At 61.4% G+C, this 20,522-nt stretch carries 18 protein-coding genes, 1 pseudogene and 1 other annotated feature; of the genes and pseudogenes, 8 read left to right on the top strand and 11 right to left on the bottom strand.

The window, feature by feature from the left end; all coding sequences use genetic code 11:
* Nucleotides 1-218 precede the first annotated feature (218 nt).
* The 7 genes from CCR94_RS17630 (at nt 219) to CCR94_RS17600 (ending at nt 9,292) form a co-directional block, all read left to right on the top strand.
* Nucleotides 219-2,054: a type I restriction-modification system subunit M gene (locus CCR94_RS17630; protein ID WP_104509158.1), complete on the top strand. Its 1,836-nt coding sequence runs from the start codon at nt 219-221 to the stop codon at nt 2,052-2,054.
* Complete coding sequence (locus CCR94_RS17625) at nt 2,051-2,257, top strand: virulence RhuM family protein (RefSeq protein ID WP_104509157.1); 207 nt, start codon at nt 2,051-2,053, stop codon at nt 2,255-2,257. Before CCR94_RS17630 ends, CCR94_RS17625 begins: the two co-directional genes overlap by 4 nt.
* Nucleotides 2,254-3,495 carry a restriction endonuclease subunit S gene (locus CCR94_RS17620; RefSeq protein ID WP_104509156.1) on the top strand — a complete coding sequence of 414 codons (1,242 nt, stop codon included), beginning with the start codon at nt 2,254-2,256 and terminating at the stop codon, nt 3,493-3,495. The genes CCR94_RS17625 and CCR94_RS17620 overlap by 4 nt, the downstream gene beginning before the upstream one ends.
* Nucleotides 3,492-4,625, top strand: coding sequence for a Fic family protein (locus tag CCR94_RS17615; RefSeq protein WP_104509155.1), 1,134 nt, complete (start codon nt 3,492-3,494; stop codon nt 4,623-4,625). The genes CCR94_RS17620 and CCR94_RS17615 overlap by 4 nt, the downstream gene beginning before the upstream one ends.
* Before the next feature lie 126 nt (nt 4,626-4,751).
* Entirely contained in the window at nt 4,752-7,901 is a 3,150-nt protein-coding gene (locus CCR94_RS17610; protein WP_104509154.1) for a type I restriction endonuclease subunit R, read from the top strand.
* Nucleotides 7,902-7,940: 39 nt separating this feature from the next.
* Entirely contained in the window at nt 7,941-8,480 is a 540-nt protein-coding gene (locus tag CCR94_RS17605; protein ID WP_104509153.1) for a DUF6650 family protein, read from the top strand.
* The gene (locus CCR94_RS17600) at nt 8,477-9,292 is read left to right on the top strand and encodes a hypothetical protein (RefSeq protein ID WP_146090078.1); all 816 of its coding nucleotides are present in this window, start codon (nt 8,477-8,479) and stop codon (nt 9,290-9,292) included. Before CCR94_RS17605 ends, CCR94_RS17600 begins: the two co-directional genes overlap by 4 nt.
* A gap of 6 nt (nt 9,293-9,298) precedes the next feature.
* On the opposite strand, the gene tnpC is transcribed toward CCR94_RS17600, so the two are convergent.
* The 11 genes from tnpC to CCR94_RS17545 all read right to left on the bottom strand — a co-directional run bounded on the left by tnpC (nt 9,299) and on the right by CCR94_RS17545 (nt 19,576).
* Nucleotides 9,299-10,909, bottom strand: a complete 1,611-nt coding sequence (gene tnpC / locus CCR94_RS17595; RefSeq protein ID WP_104509151.1) for an IS66 family transposase — start codon at nt 10,907-10,909, stop codon at nt 9,299-9,301.
* A 72-nt stretch (nt 10,910-10,981) separates the two neighbouring features.
* A complete protein-coding gene (tnpB, locus tag CCR94_RS17590; protein ID WP_104509150.1) occupies nt 10,982-11,329 on the bottom strand; it encodes an IS66 family insertion sequence element accessory protein TnpB in 348 nt (115 codons plus the stop codon).
* Nucleotides 11,326-11,685, bottom strand: coding sequence for an IS66-like element accessory protein TnpA (gene tnpA / locus CCR94_RS17585; protein ID WP_104509149.1), 360 nt, complete (start codon nt 11,683-11,685; stop codon nt 11,326-11,328). The genes tnpB and tnpA overlap by 4 nt, the downstream gene beginning before the upstream one ends.
* A 427-nt stretch (nt 11,686-12,112) precedes the next feature.
* Nucleotides 12,113-12,685, bottom strand: coding sequence for a transposase (locus CCR94_RS25545; protein WP_104509148.1), 573 nt, complete (start codon nt 12,683-12,685; stop codon nt 12,113-12,115).
* Between the two features lie 305 nt (nt 12,686-12,990).
* Nucleotides 12,991-14,061 carry an NAD-dependent epimerase/dehydratase family protein gene (locus CCR94_RS17575; protein WP_104509147.1) on the bottom strand — a complete coding sequence of 357 codons (1,071 nt, stop codon included), beginning with the start codon at nt 14,059-14,061 and terminating at the stop codon, nt 12,991-12,993.
* A gap of 24 nt (nt 14,062-14,085) precedes the next feature.
* Nucleotides 14,086-15,609 (bottom strand): FAD-dependent oxidoreductase, encoded by a 1,524-nt coding sequence (locus CCR94_RS17570; protein WP_104509146.1) that lies wholly within the window; start codon nt 15,607-15,609, stop codon nt 14,086-14,088.
* On the bottom strand, nt 15,606-15,971 hold the full coding sequence (locus CCR94_RS17565) for a hypothetical protein (protein ID WP_146090077.1): 366 nt from the start codon (nt 15,969-15,971) through the stop codon (nt 15,606-15,608). The genes CCR94_RS17570 and CCR94_RS17565 overlap by 4 nt, the downstream gene beginning before the upstream one ends.
* A gap of 119 nt (nt 15,972-16,090) precedes the next feature.
* Nucleotides 16,091-16,423 (bottom strand): DMT family transporter, encoded by a 333-nt coding sequence (locus CCR94_RS17560; RefSeq protein ID WP_104509144.1) that lies wholly within the window; start codon nt 16,421-16,423, stop codon nt 16,091-16,093.
* A 14-nt stretch (nt 16,424-16,437) separates the two neighbouring features.
* Nucleotides 16,438-16,977 carry a hypothetical protein gene (locus CCR94_RS17555; RefSeq protein ID WP_146090076.1) on the bottom strand — a complete coding sequence of 180 codons (540 nt, stop codon included), beginning with the start codon at nt 16,975-16,977 and terminating at the stop codon, nt 16,438-16,440.
* Between the two features lie 16 nt (nt 16,978-16,993).
* Nucleotides 16,994-18,022 carry an NAD-dependent epimerase/dehydratase family protein gene (locus CCR94_RS17550; RefSeq protein ID WP_104509142.1) on the bottom strand — a complete coding sequence of 343 codons (1,029 nt, stop codon included), beginning with the start codon at nt 18,020-18,022 and terminating at the stop codon, nt 16,994-16,996.
* Nucleotides 18,023-18,127: 105 nt separating this feature from the next.
* A complete protein-coding gene (locus CCR94_RS17545) occupies nt 18,128-19,576 on the bottom strand; it encodes a UbiA family prenyltransferase (protein WP_104509141.1) in 1,449 nt (482 codons plus the stop codon).
* Nucleotides 19,577-19,919: 343 nt separating this feature from the next.
* Between CCR94_RS17545 and CCR94_RS17540 the strand changes: the two are divergent.
* Nucleotides 19,920-20,522, top strand: a pseudogene (locus tag CCR94_RS17540) (IS3 family transposase); the annotation flags it as partial.
* Nucleotides 20,201-20,317 (top strand) — a sequence feature (AL1L pseudoknot). It overlaps the preceding pseudogene by 117 nt.

The following is a 20,522-nucleotide window of genomic DNA, read 5'->3' as shown; positions in this document are numbered from 1 at the left end:
GACTGTAAGGGCGGGCAGTTCATGCAATTAATTGCACAACAGGCAGGATAGATCATGTTGGGACATCAATAATGGGCCTGCGGAGGCCACCCGCTCAGCGTCTTGGTGTCTGGAGCCCTGCCAGCTGAAAGACTCATGGCGTCGGCCATCACTGGCGTCACCCTGTGTCTTTGACTACGCTGTGGCCAGCGTGAGTCGTCTGTCCGGGGTCGCCTGTTTTGAACCACCAATCGCTTTCCGCCTTCATCTGGTCCGTAGCCGACCTCCTGCGCGGCGATTACAAGCAGTCCGACTACGGCAAGGTCATTCTGCCTTTCACCGTGCTGCGTCGCCTTGACTGCGTGCTGGAGTCCACCAAGGTTGCCGTGCTCGCGGAGAAGGCAGCCAAGGAGGCTGCGGGCCTGCCCCCGGAGCCGTTCCTGCTCAAGGCCGCCGGCCAGAGCTTCTTCAACGTCTCCACCATGACGCTCGGCAAGCTGCTCGGCGATCCCGACAACGTCCGGCAGCACGTTGTCTCCTACGTCCAGGGTTTCTCGCCTGCCGTGCGCGACATCTTCGAGCGGTTCGACTTCGCCACCCAGGTGGACCGGCTGCACAAGAACGGGCTGCTGTACCTGATCGTCGAGAAATTCGCCGCCATCGACCTGCACCCGGACAAGGTGTCGAACTCGGCCATGGGGCTGGTCTTCGAGGAGCTGATCAGAAAATTCGCCGAACTGTCCAACGAGACGGCCGGTGAGCATTTCACCCCGCGCGAGGTCATCAGGCTGATGGTCAACCTGATCTTCGTCGAGGACGACGATGCGCTGACCAAGCCGGGCGTGGTGCGCTCGATCTATGATCCCACGGCCGGCACCGGCGGCATGCTGTCGATCGCTGGCGAGCAGCTGGAGGGCATGAACCCCAGGGCGCGGCTCAACATGTTCGGCCAGGAGCTGAACGACGAGTCCTACGCCATCTGCAAGGCCGACATGCTGATCAAGGGCCAGGACATCGGCAACATCGTCGCCGGCAACACCCTGTCCGACGATGGGCACCACGGCCGCGCCTTCGACTACATGCTCTCCAACCCGCCCTTCGGCGTCGAATGGAAGAAGATCGAGAAGGAGGTGCGCAAGGAGCATGAGAGCCAGGGTTTTGACGGGCGCTTCGGCCCCGGCCTGCCGCGCGTGTCGGATGGCTCGCTGCTCTTCATGATGCACCTGCTGAAGAAGATGCGCCTCGCCAAGGATGGCGGCAGCCGGTTCGGCATCGTCCTCAACGGCTCGCCGCTGTTCACGGGCGGCGCGGGATCGGGCGAAAGCGAAATCCGACGCTACCTGCTGGAGAACGATCTGGTTGAGGCCATCATCGGTCTGCCCACCGACATGTTTTATAACACGGGCATCTCGACCTATGTCTGGATCGTCTCCAACCGCAAGCCCGCGCCGCGCAAGGGCAAGGTCCAGCTGATCGACGCCAGCGGCATGTGGCGCAAGATGCGCAAGAGCCTCGGCTCCAAGCGCAAGGAGCTTTCCGACGATCACATCGACGCCATCACCAAACTGTTCGGCGGTTTCGTCGAGGCGCAGCAGGCGACCCTGTTCGACGCTGAGGGCAAGGAAACCGGCAAGGAGATTTTGCGCGCGGGCGAGGCTGTGCCGGCCGCGCCCGAGGGCGGCAAGGTCAAGCTGGCCCCGCTGTCGCGCATCTTCGCCAACGAGGAATTCGGATACCGCACCATCACGGTTGAACGCCCGCTGCGCGACGGCAAGGGCAAGGTGGTGCTCGGCGTCAAGGGCAAGCAGAAGGGCAAGCCCCAGCCGGACACGTCCCTGCGCGACACGGAGAATGTGCCGCTATCCGAGGAGGTCGAGACCTATTTTACGCGAGAGGTGCTGCCCCATGCGCCCGACGCCTGGATCGACGCGGACAAGACGAAGGTTGGCTACGAAATCCCGCTCAACCGCCACTTCTATGTGTTTGAGCCGCCCCGGGCGCTGGCTGAGATCGACGCCGACCTTGCCAAGGTGACCGCGCGGATCAAGGCCATGATCGAGGGACTGGCGGCGTGAGCGGCGAAGTCACCCTCAACATCACGGACCATGGCCAGGCCCAGCTCCGGCTGCAAGTGGAAGGCGGGACGATCTGGCTCAGCCAGGCGGAGATGGCGGACCTGTTCCTGGCCGAAGGCGAACTGGCTGCGGCGGCAACCGTCAAGGAATACTTGGCAATTCAAATCGAGGGCGAACGGTCGAGGAAGGACCTAAACCTATGAGCTTCCCACCCTATGCCGAATACAAGGACAGCGGCGTTGCGTGGCTGGGCGGCATTCCGGCGCACTGGAGGACGATAAAGGCTAGACGGCTGTTTCGTCTTGTGAAGCGGCGGGATCAAGACGACTTGCCTATCCTATCCGTTTACAGGGATTATGGCATCATCGAGAAGTCGTCCCGCGACGACAATAACAACAAAACTCCAGAAGACCTGTCTTTGTACCAGTCAGTCAACCCTGGCGATCTGGTCATCAACAAGATGAAAGCCTGGCAAGGATCGTTGGGCGTCTCATCTTTGAACGGGATCACCAGCCCTGACTATGCCGTGTTCATGCCGGTCCATAAAGACAAGCCTGAGTTTCTGAATTACCTCTTTCGGTGCAAGCTGCTGCCACCCGTCTTCAAGACGATCTCGAATGGCATACGGCCCGACCAATGGCGCATTGAGCCGGACAAGTTTCTACAGCTCCCTTTCGCGCTTCCGCCCTGTGACGAGCAAATTCAAATAGTTGGCTTCCTTGACCGCGAGACCGCCAAAATCGACGCCTTGATCGCAGAGCAGCAGCGCCTGATCGACTTGCTCAGGGAGAAGATCACTTCATTGGTCTTGTCGACCGTTAATATTCGTGGAACTAAAAATGCGCGCCTCTCTGAGGCATCTGAGCTTATATTTCGCCCGGTTATCCAAACGCCGGAAGAGCTTTATGTGCCCATAGGGTTGTACAACCGAGGGCGTGGCGTCTTCCACAAAGAAGCACGCGAGACGGCAGACATGGGCGACTCAGAATTTTTCTGGGTTCAGGCGGGTGATCTTATCATTAGTGGGCAATTTGCTTGGGAAGGTGCCGTTGCTCTAGCCGGGGACGAAGATCAAGGCTGCGTTGTATCTCATAGATATCATATTCTGCGGGGACGGCCCCATGTTGCGCTTACCGAGTACATCTTTGCTCTGTTCCTTACGAGACACGGCGAATTCATCCTGAACGAGAATTCGCGCGGCGCGGCGGGAAGGAATAAGCCCTTGAATATCGGCTCACTGCTTAATGAAAAAATCCCGGCGATTGAGCTTCCCGTACAAGAAGCCATTGCAGTAGCCGTTCACAAGACGAAGAAGCTGTTCGACGAGATCGCGAGTCAGGTTCAGCTCCTGCAAGAACGCCGCAGCGCCCTGATCTCCGCCGCCGTGACCGGGAAGATCGACGTGCGCGGCCTGATCCCTGCGGCAGCGGAGGCGGCATGAAGCTCGAAGCCTTCAGCGCTGGCAAGTGGCGGCAGCGCTACCAGTACAAGAGCTTCGAGCCGGCTTTGATCGACCACGACTGGGGCTGGGACGATCTCCAGATCAACACCTTGCTGGAGGAGGCGACGCGGGCGCTTGGCGAACTCAACGCCTTCTCGCTGATCGTTCCCGACATCGACCTGTTCATCCAGATGCACGTCGTCAAGGAAGCGCAAACGTCGAGCCGGATCGAGGGCACGCAGACCGGCATTGACGAAGCCCTGATGCCGGAGGAGCAAATCCTGCCGGAAAAGCGCGACGACTGGCGCGAGGTGCGCAACTACATCGATGCCGTCAACACGGCGGTGGCGGAACTGGACAAGCTGCCGCTGTCCAACCGGCTGCTCAAGCAGACGCACTCGGTTCTGATGGACGGCGTGCGCGGCGAACACAAGCAGCCCGGCGAGTTCCGCGCCAGCCAGAACTGGATCGGCGGATCGAGTCTCGCGGACGCCGTCTTCATCCCGCCCCACCCGGACGGGGTTGCCGATCTTATGGGCGATCTGGAAAAATTCTGGCATGACGACGCGATCATCGTGCCGCACCTCGTGCGCGTCGCCATCAGTCATTACCAGTTCGAGACGATCCACCCGTTCCTCGACGGCAATGGGCGCATCGGGCGTCTCATGATCCCGCTGTACCTGGTCAGCCACGGCCTCCTCGCCAAGCCCTCGCTGTACCTGTCCGATTTCTTCGAGCGCAACCGGGCGAGCTATTACGATGCCTTGATGCGCGTGAGGATGTCGAACGACCTCGTCCATTGGGTGAGGTTCTTCCTGAAGGGCGTTGCCGAGACAGCCTCCAAGGGGCGCGACGTGTTTCGGCAGGTACTGGCCCTGCGCACGGAGGTGGAGCATTCCATACTGAAGCTGGGCAAGCGCACGCCAAACGCCCGCGCCGCCCTCAACATGCTCTACAGCCGTCCATTCGTCACAGCGGACCAGCTGGAGAAGGGCATTGAGGTCAGCACGCCGACCGCGAACGCGCTGATCCGCGACCTGATTGGCCTTGGCATCCTGATCGAAGTGACCGGGCAGAAGCGATACCGAACCTACTCCTTTAATCGTTACCTCAGCCTGTTCCTAAGTTAAGCAAAACCGCATTCCCTTAACTAACGAAGTCACCAAGTTAAGGCTCGAAGTCGATCAAACGAAGAACGTTTCCAACGCTTCCCGCCGCGACAGCACGCGGGTCGCGACTGCCCAAATGGACGCGCCATGAGCCTGCACAAGGAGATCAGCTTCGAGGACGAGATTTGCGCGCATCTGGCGCAGCACGGCTGGTTCTACGATCCGGCCGCCGCGACGGCCTATGACCGCGCCCGCGCCCTCTACGCCCCCGATCTCCTGGCATGGCTCCAGGCGACCCAGCCGCAGGCGTGGGAGACGCTGACCAAGAACCACGGAGCCGCCGCCGACGGCGTGCTGCTCGACCGGGTGCGAAAAGTGCTGGACGCGCAGGGCACGCTGGCCGTGCTGCGGCAAGGCGTCGAGATCATCGGCTTGAAACAGCGCCTGAGCCTCGTCCAGTTCAAGCCGGCCATGGGCATGAACGCCGATCTGGTGACGCGCTATGCCGCCAACCGACTGCGCGTGATCCGACAGGTGCGCTATTCGCTCGCCAACGAGAACTGCATCGACCTCGTCCTGTTCGTCAACGGCCTGCCCGTCGCCACCTGCGAGTTGAAGACCGACTTCACCCAGAGTGTGCAAGACGCCATCGACCAATATCGGCTCGACCGTGACCCCCACCCGAAGGGGCAAGCCCCCGAGCCGCTGCTGAGCTTCCCGAGCGGCGCGTTGGTGCATTTCGCCGTGAGCAACAGCGAAGTCCACATGACCACCCGGCTCACCGGGGCGAAGACGCGCTTCCTGCCGTTCAACAAGGGCGACCAAGGCGGCGCGGGCAATCCGGTCAACCCCAACGGCCACCCGACCAGTTACCTTTGGGAGGAGGTCTGGGCGCGCGACAGCTGGCTCGAAATCCTCGGGCGCTACCTGGTCGCCAAGCGCGACGATAAGAAGCAGATCAAGATGGTCATCTTCCCGCGCTTCCATCAGCTTGACGTGACGCGCGAGGTCCCGCAGCAAATCCTCGTCGAGGGCGCGGGCGGCAAATTCCTGGTTCAGCACTCGGCGGGTTCGGGCAAGACCAACTCGATCGCCTGGTTGGCGCATTTTCTCGCCGAGCTGCATGACGCCAGCGACGATAAGGTTTTCTCGGCGGTGATCGTGGTGTCGGACAGGAACGTCATCGACTCGCAGTTGCGGGAAACCCTGTTCGACTTCCAGCGTACGGCCGGCGTGGTCGAGACCATCACCAACGAGGGCGGCAGCAAGAGCGGGCAACTGGCCGACGCGCTGGCGGCGGGCAAGAAGATCATCGTCTGCACCATCCAGACCTTCCCCTTCGCGCTCAAGGCTGTGCAAGACATGGCGGCGACGCAGGGCAAGACCTTCGCCGTCATCGCCGACGAGGCGCATAGCTCGCAGACCGGCGCGGCGTCCAGCGCGTTAAAACAGCTGCTGTCGGCTGAGGAACTGGCCGAGCTGGCGGACGGCGGCGAGATCAGCTCGGAAGACATGCTGGCGGCGCAGATGGCGACGCGCGCGCAGTCCAAGGGCATCACCTTCGTCGCCTTCACCGCCACGCCGAAACCCAAGACCATGGAGCTGTTCGGCCGGGTTCCGCACCCCGACCAGCCCAAGGGGCCGGACAATCTGCCGGCGCCATTCCACGTCTATTCGATGCGGCAGGCGATCGAGGAAGGTTTTATTCTCGACGTGCTGAAGAACTACACGCCTTACAGCCTGGCCTTCAAGCTGGCGAGCGGCGGCAAGGAATGGGACGACAAGGAGGTGGAGCGCGACGCCGCCATGAAGGGCATCATGGGCTGGGTGCGGCTCCACCCCTACAACATCTCCCAGAAGGTCGAGATCGTGGTCGAGCACTATCGCGAGAAGGTCGCGCCGCTGCTCAACGGCAAGGCCAAGGCGATGGTGGTGCTGGCGAGCCGCAAGGAGGCCGTGCGCTGGCAGATCGCGGTCGAGAAATACATCAAGGCCAAGGGCTACAAGATCGGGACGCTGGTCGCCTTCTCCGGCGAGGTCGATGACAAGGAGTCCGGCCCCGACCCGTTCACGGAGACGAGCAAGGCGCTGAACCCCGGCCTGAAAGGGCGCGACATCCGCGACGCCTTCACCACCGAGGATTACCACCTGCTGCTGGTCGCGAACAAATTCCAGACCGGCTTCGACCAGCCGCTGCTATGCGGCATGTATGTGGATCGGCGTCTCGCCGGCATCCAGGCCGTGCAGACGCTCTCGCGCCTCAACCGCTCCCACGAGGACAAGGGCGTGAAGAAGGACACGACCTACGTGCTCGACTTCGTCAACAGCTCGGATGAAATCCTGAAGGCGTTCCGCACCTATTACGAGACCGCCGAGCTGGAGAACATCTCTGACCCCAACATCATCTTCGACCTGAGAGCCAAGCTCGACGCGGCTGGGCATTACGACGACTTCGAGATCGAGGCCGTGGTGAAGGTCGAGATGAACCCGAAGGCGAAGCAGGGCGATCTCGTCGCGGCGATCACGCCGGTGGCCGACCGGCTGCTGAAAAAGTTCAAGGCTGCGCAGACGGCCTATGCCGACGCGCAGGCGCAAGGTGACGAGAACACAGCCACGGCCTGCCGCCAGCAGATGGACGCGCTGACCCTGTTCAAGGGCGACATGGGAGCCTACCAGCGGCTATACGCCTTCCTGTCCCAGATATTCGACTACGGCAATACCGACATCGAGAAGCGCGCGATCTTCTACCGCCGCCTCCTGCCGCTGCTCGACTTCGGCCGAGAGCGCGAGGGCGTTGATCTGTCCAAGGTCGTGCTCACGCACCACAACATCCGCAGCCAGGGGGAGCTGCCGCTCATCGTCGGCACGGGTCGGCCCAAGCTCGTTCCGCCGACCGAGACGGGCTCAGGCGCGGTGCAAGAGAAGGAGAAGGCGCGGCTGGCCGAGATCATCAGCCGGGTCAACGACCTGTTCACCGGCGACCTGACCGACAACGACCGGCTCGTCTACGTGAACAACGTGCTGATGGGGAAGCTCCTGGAGGTCGAAACGTTGGTCGAGCAGGCCGCCAACAACACCAAGGAGCAATTCTCGGGCTCGCCCGACCTCACCAAGGCTCTGGACGAGGCGATCATCGACGCGCTCGCGGCGCACACCGAGATGAGCAAGCAGGCGCTGTCCTCGGAGAAGGTGAAGGCCGGTCTCAGGGACATTCTGCTCGGACCGGCTGGGCTGTGGGAGGCGCTGCGGGCGCGTGGTGGTGCGACTGTCGATGGCGGAGTCGGATTGAGTCAGTGACGCGCGGCACGTAGGCGAGACACAGGGAGCTTCAACAGCATGGGCAACTGGTTCAAGTGCAGTGGAAGGCTGACGGCCGACACCGCACGACGCATCACGGGCATCAGCACGCCGCTGGGCGGCATTCAGTGGTCGGACGGTGGTCCGTCGGACGCCGACGTGGTTCGGCGTTTTTTGATCTTCTTGGAGGATCGCCGTGTTCTGTATAACGCAGAAGACCTTGAGGTCACGAGCCAAGTCGAACGCTCTGTTCATGAAATACGGGAACAGAGCACGAAAGCTCTTCAGGAACTTGGCCCCAGGGCCTTCGCCGTCAGCCCGATCCGCGCCATACGCGCCGCAGGACGTCGGTTTCATGATGACGAGAATGAGGAGTTCCGGTTTTTCGACGCGCACTCGCGAGACAGGGGCGTTGGCCCAGGCTTCTTCGTCGCGCTCGGCGCGTTTCGAGCGAGGGTCGGTCAGCAGGTCGTGTTCTTGGCGGCGCATTACGACATCGACATCGAAGGCGATCTCGCGACGATCCTTCCCACCCCTGACGACGACGCACCGCTGGTCAAGACAGGACCTGGAGAATGAGCTTGGTTCTATCTGCCCCAACGATGCGACGACTGACGATCGTTCGTTATCTCTACAACCAGGCCCTTGAGCAGGAGCGCAAAGGTGATCTTGTCGGCGGTTTGGCGCTGCTCCCGTTTCACGACGCTGTCGAACTGTTTCTCCAGGTCGCGGCTGAAAATCATCCTGAGGTGAAGCTAACAAAGTCGGTCGAGTTCATGGCTTACTGGCCAGCATTCGCAACCGCTGGACTGACGTTGCCTTATCAAGAGCAGATGCGTAGGTTTAACAATGCACGAGTGGAAGTCAAACACAGGGGCACATTGCCGTCTCGGCATGATGTCGAAGGCTTTCGCGCGACGATCACCGCCTTCCTGGCCGACGCCGCGCCGAAGCTGTTCGAGATCGAGTTTGACAGTATCTCGTTGTCGGCGCTGGTGAGATCAGACGAGGTGAGGTCAGCGTTACAAGCTGCTGAAGCCGCCGTGCGTGAGGAACAATTTCCCGCCGCTCTGGAACATGCCGCCAAGGCTTTTCGCTTATCGTTGCGACTTCACCGCTATGGCGACCCCCCTTTGAACGAAGACAAGCGGCTGTTCGATCCTACGGACGTGGCATCTGACGTCAAGTGGAGGGGGCAGGAGCATGGGAGCTTCGGCAGACCCTCCAAATTGCTGGATGCAGTGGCAGACATGGGCCAGAGCCTTGGAGAGGCTATTACGATCATCGCGTACAATCTCGATTACGACGGCTATCGTTACATCCGGACCTATGGGCCTGTCGTGTTTGAGATGATGGGTATCCATCCGGCATACCACGCAGGCGTGGGCTGACCGGGCTCAGGCGGCCTGAGCGGCGCTGGCCGGCGCCTGCGGTTTCCAGTTCCACGGGACCAACTCATCCAACCGATGCGCCGGATGGCCGGCGATGCGGGCGAGGACGTCGGCCAGCCAGGCCTGCGGATCGACGCCATTCATCTTGCAGGAGATAATGAGGCTGTACATGGCTGCGGCGCGCTCGCCCCCGCGATCCGAACCGCAGAACAGCCACGATTTTCTTCCCAGAGCGATCCCTCTCAGGCCCCGTTCGGCGGCATTGTTCGACATGCAAACCCGGCCATCATCCAGAAAGAGCGTGAAGGCGGCCCAACGCTTGAGAATGTAGTTGATCGCCTTGACCAGATCATGCCCGCGCGACAGTCTGGCGGCTTGCTCGCACATATAGGCCTGGAGATCCTCGACCAGCGGCCGGCTCAGTTTTTGTCGAACCGCGAGGCGCTCCGCGGCGCTCTTGCCGTTGATGGTCCGCTCGATTTCGAACAGCGCGTCGATGCGGCGCACGACCTCGATCGCGATCGGCGACAGCGGGATTTCCTTCTTGCCGGTGGCCTTGCGCCGCGCGTTTTCCTCGATGTCGGCCATGGCGAAGAACGGGCGCCGCGCATGAACCCAGCACGCCGCCTCCTTGATCGGACCGGGCTTTCGGTCAGCCTGATAAAGCTTGCCGTAGCCTTCAAAGGCGTCCGCCTGGAAGATTCCGGAATATCCGGCCAGATGCGCCTGCGGATGCTCGCCCCGGCGATTGCGCGAGTAATAGAACATCGCCGCCGGCGGGCCGGCGCCGCCGAACGGCTTGTCGTCGCGCACATACACCCAACATCGCCCGGTGTCGGTTTTGCCCTCGGCCAGAACGGGCACGGTGGTGTCGTCGCCGTGCAACCGCTCGGCCGCCATCACATGGGACTCCACCATGCGAAGGATCGGCGCGAGCGCCGCGCAGACCGATCCCACGGAGTCCGCCATGGTCGACAGCGCGATCGGCACGCCTTCCAGCGCGTAGCGTTCGGCCTGGCGGTTCAACGGCTGGTGCTGGCCAAACTTTTCGAACACGATCATCGCCAGCAGGCTCGGCCCCGCCCATCCCCTCGGGATGGCGTGGAAGGGCGCGGGCGCCTGAGTGATCTTCTCGCAATCGCGACACGTGAACTTTTCGCGCACCGTCTCGACCACCTTCCACTGGCGCGGCTGCGACTCCAGCGTCCGCGTCACCTCCTCGCCGAGCTTGCGCAGCCTCTTGCCGCCACAGCACGCGCAGGTCGTCGGGGCTTCGATCACCACGCGTTCGCGCGGGAGATGGTCGGGAAAGGTGTTGCGGTCGGGGCGCTTGCGCGTAAATGCGCGCACGGTCGTGGTGTTGGCGACGGCCTTTTCCGCCGCCAGTTCGTCTTCCGTGGCGCTGGCCTCCGCCTCTTCGAACGCCAGCGCCAACTGGTCGACCAGGCGCGCTGAGCGCTCCGACCTTTGCCCGTAAACTTGCCGCTCCAGCATGGCGATCCGCAGCTTCTGCTGCGCGATCAACGCCGTGTCCTCGGAGGCTTTCGCCCGCGCCACCGCCAGCTCCGCTTTCAGCGCGGCGTTTTCTTCGGCAAGGGCGAGGCTGGCGGCGTCCATACGTAAGAGTGAATCATAATTCTCGCGATTCGAGGCGCCCCAAAATGCGTTCGGCCCCAGATTTTTTCCGCGTCATCCGGCGCTGGTCGGCCGCCAGGTCAATTGCGGATTTCGCCAGTCAATCCCCTCCAGCATGCAGGCCATCTGGGACGCCGAGATCGAAACGACGCCGTCTTTCGCGGAAGGCCAGATGAACTTTCCCCGGTCCAATCTCTTCGCGTACAGAGATAGGCCGACCCCATCATGCCAAAGAATTTTCGCCAGATCGCCTCTGCGACCTCTGAAGACGTACAGGTCGCCGGCATGGGGATCGCGCTTCAACTGCTCCTGGACCTGAAGCGCCAAGCCCTGCATGCCCCGGCGCATGTCCGTGTGGCCCATGGCGATCCAGACGCGGCATCCCGAGGGGATCGGGATCATGGCCGCAGCGCCTTCAAAGCCGCCGCGATCGCCGACGTTGGAGCGCCTGCGTGGATGCGCACGCGCGCATCTTTCAACTCCACCTCGATCACGGCGGAACCCAAGTTCGATGACGAGCAAGGCGAAGCCGGCGCCGGCTCGATGACAACGGGCGCAAATCCGGAAGCATCCGCTTCAACAGCTTCGCGCATCTCCCGGCGCCATTTGAAGACGAGGCTGGCGCAAACGTCTTCGCGCCGCGCCACCTCCGCGATCACCGCCCCGGGTTCGGAAATGGCCGCAAGAATCCGCGCCCGGTCTTCGTCGCTCCACCGCCGGCGGCGCTCGGCGCCCGATATCACCGTAATTCGTCCCATGCTGCGCAGCTAACCTCGCTCATAAAGCCGATTTAGCTGCGAAGCATCGCGCAGGCCTCAATTTTCGCAAGGCGCGTCACGCCGGAGGGATACGCCAAGGCAGGCGTCCGACGCAAAAAACGCCCTGCTATTCGTGTATCAGGCCGATGAAACCTTCGTTTTCGCCATCATGGCCGCGGTCGAGGGCAAATGGGCGTGTTGCCTCACCATCCTCACGCCCGAACCGAATTAAGTGTCCGTCCGAAAAGAAGTTGAATCGGTTGAGTCATTTGTGATTCAAGGTTTGCGGCCTGATTCTGGAGGGGCCGCCGGATGTGGACCACCGAGAACCGCCCGCAATATGCCCGCGACAAGCTGCGCTAGCCGAGCGAGCGTCGAAGCTCGATGTAGCTCTGGACTTTCTCGGCCAGCGTTTTGGCGAAGACGCTCATGACGCGTCTCCCGGAAAGGGCTGCGCCACGTCGGCGAGTTGCGGCAGCGCCACCTTCACGTATATGGCGGTGGTATCTATGCTCCGGTGGATACCTTTTGCGTGCGCTTCGATGAAGAGATCGACGAACAAGTTTTCGATCGCGGCCGGGTCGTGCGCGATCTTGCGATACTTCGTCGGCGCAGCGCGCGACAGTTCGAGCCGGTTCAGCGTGGATTTGCCGGCCACGGGCGCGCAGTCCGACCTCCAGGCTTTCAGCTTGCCGGCCAGAACCGACATCATCGGATCATGGCGCAGATCATCGGGATCGTTGAGGTTCTCATATCCCAGGGCGATGCCGAACACGCGCTGGCCGACCAGCGTGGCCACCGTGTGTTCGATGAAGCGGCCATCGCGCTTATCGCGAAAGCAGTCGGCCAAGCGACGAACCAGACCGATGGCCTTGTCGGCCTCCCCCAACAGCAGCCCGCCCGCGTCCGAGGTCACCGCCCCGGCGTCAAATTCGGCCACCACGGCCCGCCCTTCCACGGGTGTGAAAATGCTCGGTTTCGCGCTACACTCCGTCGGCATCGGGGAACCTCACTGCCTCACGCTAAGTCGTTCTCGCAAAACAACTTATCTGTGATTCGTAGCCCCGATGCACAGCCCCGTTTGAGAAATCCGGGTTAGAGCATGATCCCAAAAAGTGGACACCAGTTTTTGGAAAAGATCATGCGAAAATAAAGACGCTAGCGCGCGACCGGCAGATCATGGTCGCGATCGATCGTTTTTTGCGCTCAGCAGACTGGCCTTTGCCGAGCGCGCCGGACAGAAATCATTTCCCAGCACCAGTTCCATGATTTTCGCGTGCGACGCCTTCAAATTCGTTCCCGCTCTCAAATCACCTGACCGTTGCGCAGGCACCATTCGGTCGACCGGCGCATGCCGTCGCGCAGCGCGACTTCCGGCCGATAGCCGAGCAGGCGTTTCGCCTTGGATATGTCACAGGCGATCGTCTTGTTCATCTCGGACAAGACATGAATTTTTTGCTGATAGACGCCGAGGCTTTGCAAGCTCGCATCCACCAGCGTCGCGATGTCGCCGACGACGCCGGGCAACCGCAGCCGGTTGGGTTTGACCGTCATGCCGAAATCCTCGCGCAGCACGGCGCCGACGGTCTCGATGACCTCAAGCATCGTGTAGGGCGCCTCGTCAGCCAGCCAGAAAATTTCTCCCACCGCTGCGTCATGGGCAGCCGCCAACAATATGCCCTGGGCGAGATTGTCGGTGTATCCCATGGAACGGCGGTTTTCGCCCGAGCCGACAATCGGAAATTTGCCCTCCTTGATCATCTGAAAAAACAGCGTCTGGCGCGGAGGTTGACCCGGCCCGTAAAACCAGGGCGCGCGGACGATGCAGATTTCGAGCGACGTCCGGGCCGCCATTTCCGCCCGCAACGCCTTTTCCATCAACATTTTCGAGCGCCCGTATCCCATGTAGGGATTGTAAGGGCTTTCTTCGTCGAAGCGGTGGTCCGGCCGCGGATTGCAGCCGATCGGCGAGTTCGACGACATCACCACCGCGCGGCGCACGCCCGCCTTCTTGGCGGCGGCGATCAAACCGATGGCGCCCTGCGTGTTGATCGCTTCGAACTCCGCAACGGCGCGCGGGTGGATGATGCCGGCGAGGTGGATCAGAACGGCGCCTTGGGAATCCTGCAAGAAGTCCGCGACGGCGTCCGGATCGCGAAGATCGCCGGTGACGATATCGACCCCGAACGCCATCAACTCTGACGTGACTTCGCCGGCGGGAGCTAGGACCCTCACCCGATGCCCTCCGACCGCGAGCGGACCAGCCTCCGGCAGGCCGGCGGTCAGCGCCGCGACTACGCGCTTGCCGAGCCAGCCGCCGCCTCCGGTGACGAGGATCAGCGGAGCATTCAGACGCGGCGACGGGTCATTATTCATCGGACATCCTCGGTGTCAGGCGGATCAGGCGGTTTCTCGATCGACCAACGCCACGCGCGCCCGACCGGAGAGCGCCAGGGCGGCTTCCGCCACGCGAAAAGCCAGCGCCATGATTGTCATCTGCGGATTGACGCCCGGCGCCTCGGGAATGAGACTGCCGTCGGCGACGAACAGGTTCTCGATTCCGCGCACGCGTCCAAAACTGTCCGTGGCGCACAGGTCGGCGTTCTCCCCAGGCGGACAAGACGAAAACAAATGGATCGTCATCAGATTGGTGGACGTTGCCGGCAAAGGCCGATCCCAAAATTCCTCGACTTCGCCCGCATTCGTCCACCCCTTGTGGCCGCTGATGCTTGGAAACACCTTGCGGGCGCCTGCGGCGAACATCGCTTGCCCGAGCCGCGTCAGGACTTGACCCAGCGCCACCCAATCCTGCGGAGCGAGCGCATATCGCACGAGAGGCTCTCGGGCACCCGGAAGGGCGAGCACCGAGCCAGTCCCCTTCGGTCGGATCATTCCGTAATAGGAGCCGCAGCGCCGCCAATCCATCATCAGATCGGCACGCTGTTTCCAATCCTCGGCAAGCGAGAGGGCGAACACCGACGGCGTGAATACCGAACCGCCGATCCTTTGATCCGGCATGAACTCGGTGATTGCGCTGAGCGGCAACCGGGACGCATGAGCGTCGACCGGCTCATCGAAGACGGCCGTCGCCTTGATCGTCGGGTGAAGCCGCAGAGTCGCGCCGATGCGCCGCCGCAAGCCCGAGCGTTGCAACAAGGCGGGCGTGTGGATCGCTCCGGCGCAGGAAAACACCAGGTTCGCGCGGATGACGACCGGCAGGGCGGAGCCGCTGCTGTCAGTCGCTTGGGCGCGCACCTCTTCGACCCGCCCCTTGCGGATTACAAGCTTCGTCACGCGCGTATGGGCAAGCAACCGCATGCCGCGGCCGATGGCGCGCGGCAACAGCGTCACCGCCATCGACTGCTTGGCCCCGTTCGGGCAGACGAAGGAGCAACGGTTAGCGCCCTTGCAATCCTTTTGGCCGCGTTTCAGATCGGAGACCTTCCAGCCTAGCCGTTTGCCGCCTTCGCGCAGGATGTCGGTTGGCCGTCCAAGGGCGCCCGGCGTATAGCTGGCGTTGACCGTAGATTCCGCACGCTCGAAATAGGGCGCAAGCGCTTCCGGGCTAAATTCCTCGATGCGGTAGCGCGCGCGCCACTCGTCGATCAGTTCGTCGGCGGTCCGCTGGACGATGGCGCTGTTGATTTCGGTGCCGCCGCCGACGCCGCGCCCCTCCGCATAGGCTATTGGCGGGCGGCCGAGCGCGGCCGTCAGGCCGCCGCAGCGCCACGCTGCCGGGAAAGCCTCGGTCGCCAGAGCCGAGGCCCGCGACCCCGGCAAATACCCGCCCTCTTCGAGCATCACCACGGAAAGACCTGCGGCGGTCAGCACGTCAGCGACGCTTGAACCGCCGGCTCCGGAGCCGATGATCACCGCGTCGGCGTCGAGCACGAGGGGCGAGCAGGGACGAAAACTGCCTTTCATGCCCTCGTCTCTCCAAGTGCCAGCAACGCTTGCGCAATTTCAGGCTGCTCATAGTACGACAGAAGCGTCATCGAACGATAGAGTCGCACGACGGCCGCCATCGGGCCGGGTAGGCGCTGGATCAAACCATAGAGTCGGTTGGCGCGCTCGTTTCGGCGGCCGAGCGACCCGCCCGCAGTCAGAGCTAGACAGCGGACCATTGCGCCAAGGAGGATGGAGAGCACGCTCACACCGATTTTGACATGCAAAGGCGCCAGAGAGATGGCTGTTACAACATCGTTGGCGATGCGAGCATGCGCCGCATCCCTCGCTCGCAGATCGAGAAGCGGCCAATCTGGAACCATAGTTTCGATAATGATCAAGCTGAATAACATGGAGCTTTACTATTTCGGAAAAGCGATGAAGTCCACCCGCGAGAGGCCGTCGGAAGCGCCTTTTTGTCAACCGTCAGGCCCGGCGCGCAATCACCTTCGGGCAAGGTTCAGCGGACGATGAGGTAGGCTCCAGCAATGACAAACGCGTAGCCCGCCAATTTCGACACGCCGAATGATTCTTGCAGGCCGAATGACGTGTAAGCGGCAATCAGAACGAGCGAACCTCCGACCAGTATCGGATAGGCGACCGACAACGCAATCGACCGGACTGCGAACGTATAAGCCACGAGATTGAGCCCGAACAACACCAGCCCAGCTATAAACCAGACCGAGATGTAGCTCGCCAGTCCGCTTTCGACTGTTCCGGCCTTTTTAATCAGAATATTGGCCCCACTATTGGCCAAGATCGCGAAAACGAGAGCCATCAACGAAACCGACATGCTGTCACCCCGATTCAAGCCGCCGGACGCAGCAAATCCCGCAGATAAGCCAGAGCCTCATAAGTCGCATGAATGGTCGGCCAGCGATAATACCACAATCGCGAAACCACCGGCTCTTCGGGCGGAATGGAGCAGTCGACCGCGACGAGGCGCTCGATCAGAAAGCCTTCCTTGCGAAAGCACAGGGCGGCTCGCCTTGCGTGCGGACGCGCCGCAATGAGTGTGATTGGCGGGACTGGCCACGCCGACCGTTGCTCAAAGTGAAGACGCATCCCGCGCGCGTTGCCGCGTGTGTCGATGTAGTTCGACTGCCCGTACGCCACGGCGACACAGACGACATCGGGCGCGGCTTTCCGGAGGTACGCGGCGGCGGCGGCCTGTTCGCAGACACCGCAACCGAAGTCGTTGGCCGGCGCCAAATACAGTGTATCGCGCAGGTATTGACGCGCTGCGTGATCAAGCACACCGCGGTACATGAAGCTTGGCTGCGGCAGAGCGCGACCAGTTCCGCGCTCCGCCTGAAGACCGTCCGGCACGACGATAACTTTTCGCAAGGCCATCGCCATCCGCTTACGACAGCGCTTTCAAGACCCTTAGGATCCCCTGTTTGACTGGGCGCTTGTGCGTTGAGGCGCCAGCCTTCACCTTTGAAGCGTCGAAGTTATTGACGAACCAATCGTAACTGTCGGTCAGCATCGAGCGGTTGTCATAACGCGGCCGATAGCCCAACGCGGCAAATGCCGGTTCGGAATCGAAATGGAAGGGCTTGTGGTAGGTGAGGTAGTGCCACGGGCCAAGCGGCGATAGTCCAACCTTGTCGAGCGTCTGTAGCGTGGCGATCGTCAGTCCAGTTGGCAGACTGACGACCTTCGACCCCGTTCCAGCATGCTGGCACAAAAATTCCAGGTCTTCGCGCAACGTGCCGAATTTCTCCGCGCCGACATTGAAGACGCCCGGAACGTGTTTCAGACAGCTATAAATGCTCGCATCTGCAATATCCTCGGCGTGAACGAACTGGAACAGATTGTCGCCCGAACCGATGATGTAAATATTGGCCTTATCTCGGATCCAATCGAAAAGAATCTCGAAGATCCCGAGCCGCCCGATGCCGATCACTGTACGCGGACGGATGACTGAAGCCGGAAAGCCATGAGCCTGAGCTTCGAGCACTAGATCCTCGCCGGCCTTTTTCGCCTCGCCATAGATTTCGATCGGTCTGCGCGGCGTGTCATTGGTGATCGGCATGACCTCGGGCGACCCAAACACCGCGCTCGACGACATGTGCGCGAACATCTTGACTTCCGCTCGTTTCGCTTCTTCGAGCGCGATGCGGGTTCCTTCGACGTTGACGGTCCAGAACCGGTCTCCGGCCTTGGCGAGCGGCACCAAAGCGACATTGTGATGGACGCAGTCAATGCCGTGCATAGCGGCGGCTACCGCGGCGCGGTCATTGATGTCGCCCTGTACGAATTCGACTTCCGCAGGCTGATCTTCAGCGCGCCACAAATCGTATACGCGAACCTTTTCCCCCCGTTCGACCAGCCGTCGTGCGATTGTCGATCCAACAAAGCCCGAGCCACCTGTCACAAGGTGAAACATAACGTATCTCCCTTTTCAACCGTTTGCCGATCGGCATTTCAGACGCACGCGCGTGGGGATGAGCCCGCTCCGGACGCGCGTGCACGACGACACAAACCTTACCGTTCAAACCGCAAGCAATAATGCAGCAAGCATCACTCCGCCAAGCGCATAACTTGGGGGGTCCTTTATCGCAAACACGACCGGATCGTCATCGAGCTCTCTCCGGTGACTCAAGAGCCATATCCGCGATGTCCATAGCAAGATGCAGGTCGGCATCGCGAACAGCCAGCCCGGATGCCGGTACCCTCCCGTCAGATGCCCTTGTTCCACCACGAACAGGAGCATCACGATCATGGAGCACAAGGCGCTCGCGACGCCGAACGCGAGCGTCAACGGCCAGTCACTGGTCATGTAGCCTCGACCGGCGATTTTTCGCGTATTCCCCTGGGATTCGGCGCGCATCAGTTCGACATGCCGCTTGGCGAGCGCCATCGAAAAGAAAAAGAAAGCCGAAAAGGACAGTATCCAGGGCGACACCGGCAAATCGTTCAGGAAAATGCCCATGCCGATCCGCAGCGTGAACAAGACCGCCAGCGCGGCGACATCGAAAAGCGCAACGCGCTTCAAGCGGAACGAATAGACGAGTGTGACAATAAGATAGCAACCTAGGGCTGCGGCGAAGGCCGCGTTGAGGGCGACCGCGAAGCCAAATCCGACAACGATAAGCAAAAGGCTTGCCACAAGCCCTTCTCCGACGCCGATGCGGCCCGCGGCAATGGCGCGAAACCGCTTTGTCGCATGGCTGCGATCTGCCTTTAGATCAGCGAGATCGTTGATCACATAGGTTCCAGACGCGACGAGACCGACGATGAAGAAGGCTGCCGCTGTTTTCAGAATCGCAGCGGTGTCGCCGCCGATGTTCCCGAGAACGAGAGGCACAAAAATCAAAAGGTTCTTCGACCACTGGTGCAAACGGAATTCCGCGAGCCAATCGCGCAAAGAATCGTGCTGTTCCTCCCCGACGGTCGCGACAGGAACGCCAGTCTCGCGCAACCTGTGGGCAAAGCGCCCCCCGTTGCCAACCAAAACAGCAAGTTTAGACGCATACCAAATCGGAAGATCCGCCGCGCTGTCGCCCGCATAAATGAATCCATGCGGGAACGTGTCTCTAAGCCATGCCAGCTTGTTCGACCCCTTGAGGTTGACCTCGCCATCGCTTCCCTTCGCCCCATCGAACAAGCCAAGATGACGCCCAACGGATTCGGCGATCTGCTGGTCGGCGGCGGACACGAGGTAAACTCTGCGGGCGGCGGCGCGGGCGGCGCGGATAAGCTCCAAAATCTCCGTGCGGTAAGGCAAATTCGCTGGATCGAGCGGCCGCACCTTCGCCAAGGACTGCTTGATACGCGCACGGCCTGCAATCAGCTTCGGAACCACTCTCAACAAACGGCCTGTCGAATGAAACAACGCATCGATCAAGTTTTCATACAATGAATCTGTGTGTATAAATGTGCCATCGAGGTCAATAATCAGCGGAATACTGTTGTCCAAATCGTTTATGGCATCAAGCATTAAGAACTCCGCCAAATTTCATGAGCAAAAAAACATACAAGCTTGGTCCTCATGGTCTAAATAGAACATTTTGTCAACAGGAAAGCCGCATGGTCATAACCAACGTTTACAACACGGCGGCATCGACCGACCAGCGACACGTCACGCCTCATGCCCCTCATAGCAGGTTCTGCGGCGACGTGCCCAGAGCCCCAACAATTCCGCCGCTCGCGCGCGGTCCACAATAAGCAGCGCCTGAGAATATGTCCCACTTATCCGGTCAGATTTGCAAGCTGTATATCGGTCGCATTGAACCGCGCCGGGTTTGCCGGAGGCCCCAACTCCAAAATAGGATGGGGCTATCATGAGCACGACGACCAATAAATTTTCACCTGAGGTTCGCGCCCGCGCGGTGCGAATGGTTTTAGATCACGAGGGCGATCACGCCTCGCGCTGGGCGGCGGTGTCGTCTGTGGCGTCGAAGATCGGCTGTTCGCCGCACACCCTGCGCGAATGGGTCAACAAAGCCGAAACCGACAGCGGCAAGCGCTCCGGCGTGCCGAGCGAAGTCGCCGAGAAGTTGAAGGCGCTGGAGCGCGAGAACCGCGAACTCCGGCAGGCCAATGAGATCCTGCGCAAGGCCTCGGAATATTTTGCGCTGGCGGAGCTCGACCGCCGACCGAAGTGATGATCGCCTTCATCGACGATCATCGGCAAGCCCATGGGGTCGAGCCGATCTGCAAGGTCTTGCCGATCGCCCCTTCAACCTATCACGCCAATGTCGCCAGCCGCGTTGATCCTTCGAAGCTTTCTCGGCGGGCCAGGCGCGACCTGGCCCTGAAGGTGGCGATCCGGCGGGTGTTTTCCGAAAACTTCGAGGTCTATGGCGTGCGCAAGGTTTGGCTGCAATTGAACCGGGAAGGCGTGGCGGTCGCGCGCTGCACGGTGGCGCGCCTGATGCGCGCGA

The sequence above is a fragment of the Rhodoblastus sphagnicola genome (genome assembly GCF_002937075.1).
In the GTDB taxonomy this organism is placed as follows: Bacteria; Pseudomonadota; Alphaproteobacteria; order Rhizobiales; family Beijerinckiaceae; genus Rhodoblastus; species Rhodoblastus sphagnicola.
Note: the sequence above shows the minus strand (reverse complement) of the source record. Positions and strands in the feature narration are given on the sequence as shown.